Annotated in this window: 3 protein-coding genes; all 3 read left to right on the forward strand. The window is 69.9% G+C overall.

Annotation, left to right across the window (positions count from 1 at the left end; all coding sequences use genetic code 11):
• Positions 1-86: 86 nt before the first annotated feature.
• Complete coding sequence (locus G3N93_RS36510; RefSeq protein ID WP_206135190.1) at positions 87-1,211, forward strand: acyl-CoA dehydrogenase family protein; 1,125 nt, start codon at positions 87-89, stop codon at positions 1,209-1,211.
• Positions 1,208-2,308 (forward strand): sigma-54-dependent Fis family transcriptional regulator, encoded by a 1,101-nt coding sequence (locus tag G3N93_RS36515; RefSeq protein WP_206135191.1) that lies wholly within the window; start codon positions 1,208-1,210, stop codon positions 2,306-2,308. Before G3N93_RS36510 ends, G3N93_RS36515 begins: the two co-directional genes overlap by 4 nt.
• A 249-nt stretch (positions 2,309-2,557) precedes the next feature.
• Positions 2,558-3,516, forward strand: a 959-nt coding sequence (locus tag G3N93_RS36520; protein WP_206135192.1) for a dihydroxyacetone kinase subunit DhaK, incomplete at its 3' end; no start/stop codon positions are given.

A 3,516-nucleotide genomic window follows, 5' to 3' on the forward strand; every position in this document is an offset into this window, starting at 1 on the left:
TGTGATTCTCTGTGCACTGTTGTGCCGGTGCTTGTGCAAACACAGTTCTGTGTGAGATCAGCCCACCACCACCGACCTCCACTCGCTTGCGCACACCCTTCCCCGCCACGCCGCTCTTCCGATCTGGCGGCACGCCGAAGGCCGAGCGCGACCAGTTGCGCGACAGCGGCCTGCTCGCGCTGAGCATCCCGTCTGCCTACGGCGGCCTCGGCGCGAGCTGGCGCACGACGCTCGACGTCGTCCGCGTGCTCGCGGCGGCCGACAGTTCGCTCGCGCACGTGTTCGGTTTCCATCACCTGATGCTCGCGACCGTGCGGCTGTTCGGCGCACCCGCGCAGTGGGAATCGTGGTTCGAGCGCACCGCGCGCCAGCAGTGGTTCTGGGGCAACGCGCTGAATCCGCTCGACGAGCGCACGCTCGGCCGCTCGTACGGCGCCTGGCACGAATTCAGCGGCCAGAAGAGTTTCTGTTCGGGCGCGCTCGATTCGCAGATGCTGATCGCGTCCGCGCACGACGCCGACACGCGCGCATTCCTGATCGCCGCCGTGCCGACGCAGCGCAGCGGCATCTCGATCGCCGACGACTGGAACAACATCGGCCAGCGCCAGACCGACAGCGGCACGGTCACGTTCGAGAAAGTGCGCGTCGAGGATCACGAACTGCTGACGGACCCCGGCCCGCTGTCCACGCCGTTCGCGTGCCTGCGCCCGCTCGTCGCGCAGCTCGTGCTGACGAACGTGTACCTCGGCATCGCCGAAGCCGCGTTCAACGACGCGCGGCACTACACGCTGCACGAAGCGCGGCCGTGGCCCGGCGCGCAGGTCGCGAGCACCGGCGACGATCCGTACATCCTCGGCCAGTACGGCGAATTCTGGGTCGGGCTCGAAGCCGCGCGCGTGCTCGCCGACCGCGCGGCGGACCGGCTCGACGCCGCATGGTCGCGCGATGCCGCGCTCACGCATGCGGAGCGCGGCCAGGTTGCGCTCGCCACGGCCGCGGCGAAGGTGTCGGCCGCGCGCACCGGGCTCGATCTCTGCACGCGCATGTTCGACGTCGCCGGTGCCCGCGCGACGCACGGCGCGCTGCGGCTCGACCGGCACTGGCGCAACCTGCGCACCCACACGCTCCACGACCCGCTCGCGTACAAGATTCGCGAGATTGGCGAATGGGCGCTCAAGCGAACCTATCCGACGCCGGGCTTCTACTCGTGAACCACTCCCCTTCCGATGCGTGGCCCGACGCCGCGCCCGTCCTCACGCTGCCCGACCGGTCCGCGCTTGCGACATCCATCCGAGCCCGCGCGCAGGTGTTCGTCGATCCGCGCTCGGTCGCGCTGCTCGAACGGATTCGCCTCGTCGCACCGAGCGACGCCAATGTGCTGATCGTCGGCGAGACCGGCACCGGCAAGGAACTGATCGCGCGCCACGTGCACGGCCTCAGCCGCCGCAACAGCGGGCCGTTCATCGCGGTGAACTGCGGCGCGTTCTCCGAAACGCTCGTCGAGAGCGAACTGTTCGGCCACGAGAAAGGCGCGTTTACCGGTGCGTTCAGCGCGAAGCCCGGCTGGTTCGAAGCCGCGAACGGCGGCACGCTGTTTCTCGACGAGATCGGCGACCTGCCGTTGTCGATGCAGGTCAAGCTGCTGCGCGTGCTGCAGGAGCGCGAGGTCGTGCGGCTCGGTTCGCGCACGGGCGTGCCGATCGACGTGCGCGTGGTCGCCGCGACCAACGTGGATCTGCAGCAGGCGGTCGCGAACGGGCAGTTTCGCGGCGACCTGTTCTATCGGCTCAACGTCGTGCAGCTCGCGGTGCCGACGTTGCGCGAGCGCCCGGGCGACATCCTGCCGCTCGCGCGCCACTTCTTCGACGACTACCGCAGCCGCCTCGGCTACGGGCCACGCAGCATCGACCCGCGCGCCGAGCGCCGGCTCGAGGCACACGGCTGGCCCGGCAATATCCGCGAACTCGAGAACGTGATCCATCACGCGCTGCTCGTGAGCCGCAACGATTCGCTGCAGGAGGCCGACCTGCACATCGCGTCGCCGGGTGTGCCGACGGCAGCCTTGAATACGTCAGCGCCGGAATCCGACCCGGCCGCCAGCGTACAGGCCGCACTCGAACGCGCGCTGCGCGACCTGTTCGACGAAGATCACGGCAACCTGTTCGAACACATCGAGGACACCGTGATGCGCGTCGCGTTCGAATTCAGCCACCGCAACCAGATCCAGGCCGCACGGCTGCTCGGCATCAGCCGCAACGTGCTGCGCGCGCGGCTGATTCGTGCGAAGGAAATTGCGGCGATGAAGTAGCCACGTATGGGAGGCGCGCCGCCGCTCCGTTCCGGCGCGATTCGCGCCGCGATCCTTACTGCAACGTCCGAACCTGATGTATCGTGGCGCGAAGCGTGCGCCTCGTCTCGCCCCTGCATTCGGTCATCCATTCCATGACCGCCTGCCCCCGCCGACGGCGCGCCCGCATGATCCTCCGCAACACGAAAGGCCGTCCGGCGCCCGTGCAGGCCCGGCCGAGCCTCGTTCACCCGTCCGGAATCCGTCGCCATGAAAAAGCTTGTCAACCGCCCGTCCGATGTCGTGCGAGAAATGCTGGAAGGCATCGCGCGGCAGTCGCCGCATGTCGCGATCCTCGGCGACGAGCACGTGCTCGTCCGCCAGCCGCTGCCCGAGCCCGCGCAACGCCCCGTCGCCATCCTGTCCGGCGGCGGCAGCGGCCACGAGCCCGCACACGGCGGCTATGTCGGCGAAGGGATGCTGAGCGCGGCCGTCTGCGGCGAAGTGTTCACGTCGCCGTCCACCGACGCCGTGCTCGCCGCGATCCGCGCCAGCGCCGGCCCGAACGGCGCCTTGCTGATCGTGAAGAACTACACGGGCGACCGGCTCAATTTCGGGCTCGCCGCCGAACTCGCGCGCGCCGAAGGCATTCCGGTCGAGACGGTCATCGTCGCCGACGACGTATCGCTGCGCGGCCGCGTCGAACGCGGCCAGCGGCGCGGGATCGCCGGCACCGTGCTGATCCACAAGCTCGCCGGCGCGGCCGCCGCACGCGGGCTGCCGCTCGCCCGCGTCGCGGCCATCGCGCGCGACGCGGCGGCCGAACTCGGCACGATGGGTGTCGCGCTCGACGGCTGCACGATCCCGGGCGCCGACAAGTCGGGCTTCAGCCTCGGCGATCACGAGATCGAACTCGGCCTCGGCATCCATGGCGAGAAAGGCGTCGAACGTCGCGCGCCGCTGCCGGCCGATGCGCTGGTCGACACGCTGCTGTCGAGCATCGTCGCCCATCTCGTCCTCGACCGCGGCGAACGCGTCGCGCTGTTCGTCAACGGCCTCGGCGCGACGCCGGACATGGAACTCGCGATCGTGCTGCGCGCCGCGCACGACAACCTGCACCGGCGCGGCATCGTCGTCGCGCGCGCGTGGGCCGGCACGTTCCTGTCGGCGCTGAACATGCCCGGCTGCTCGATCTCGGTGCTGCGGCTGAACGACGAACGCGCGGTGCT

Origin of the sequence: Burkholderia sp. Se-20378 (assembly GCF_017104665.1) — a bacterium.
In the GTDB taxonomy this organism is placed as follows: Bacteria; Pseudomonadota; Gammaproteobacteria; order Burkholderiales; family Burkholderiaceae; genus Burkholderia; species Burkholderia lata.